Annotated in this window: 1 protein-coding gene; it reads left to right on the top strand. The window is 69.8% G+C overall.

Annotation, left to right across the window (positions count from 1 at the left end):
* Positions 1-268: Clp protease N-terminal domain-containing protein (locus SREC43747_RS20100; protein WP_037332914.1), on the top strand; the 268-nt coding region annotated here is incomplete at both ends.

The raw sequence follows: 268 nt of genomic DNA on the forward strand, positions 1-268 counted from the left end.
ATCCTGCTCGGCCTGATCCGCGAAGGCGAGGGCGTCGCCGCCCAGGTGCTGGTCAAGCTCGGTGCGGACCTCAACCGGGTGCGGCAGCAGGTGCTGCAGCTCCTGTCCGGCTACCAGGGCAAGGAGCCGGCCGAGGCCGGTGGCCGCGGCGAGGGGACCCCGTCGTCCTCGCTGGTGCTGGACCAGTTCGGTCGGAATCTGACGCAGAGCGCTCGGGAGGGCAAGCTCGATCCGGTCATCGGCCGGGAGAAGGAAATCGAGCGGATCA

It is taken from the genome of Saccharopolyspora rectivirgula DSM 43747 (assembly GCF_000497205.1).
Taxonomy (GTDB): Bacteria; Actinomycetota; Actinomycetes; order Mycobacteriales; family Pseudonocardiaceae; genus Saccharopolyspora; species Saccharopolyspora rectivirgula.